1 pseudogene is annotated in these 376 nt (G+C 71.5%); it reads left to right on the forward strand.

The window, feature by feature from the left end:
• Positions 1-376, forward strand: a pseudogene (locus tag AC1DHL_RS30145) (hypothetical protein); the annotation flags it as partial.

Consider the following 376-nt stretch of genomic DNA (forward strand, 5'->3'; position numbering starts at 1 on the left):
GCAATACCCAGATCCTGCAGGCCACGCCGCTGTCGCCGCTGCCGCCCGTTACCGAACCGGCCGCGCCGACCCCGGCACTGCCGGCCGTGACCGATGCGCCGGCCAAGCTGACGCCGATCACCTCGCTGCCGCCGGTGGCCCCGCCGACGCTAACGCCCATCAGCCCGGTCACTCCGGTGCACGATGCCGTGGTCATCGCCATGCCGACGGCGCCGCGTCATGAGCAGGTGGCTGTCGCCCATGTCTCCGCGCAGTCGCCGGAGGTGCCGCAGTCGGACGAATCGCTCGACGCCTCGTCGCTGGACGCCGATCTGGTCGACATCTTCCTGGAGGAGGCGCACGGCAGCCTGCCCGAACTCGGCAAGCTGGTGCGCAC

This window comes from Variovorax sp. 10L426 (assembly GCF_056395305.1).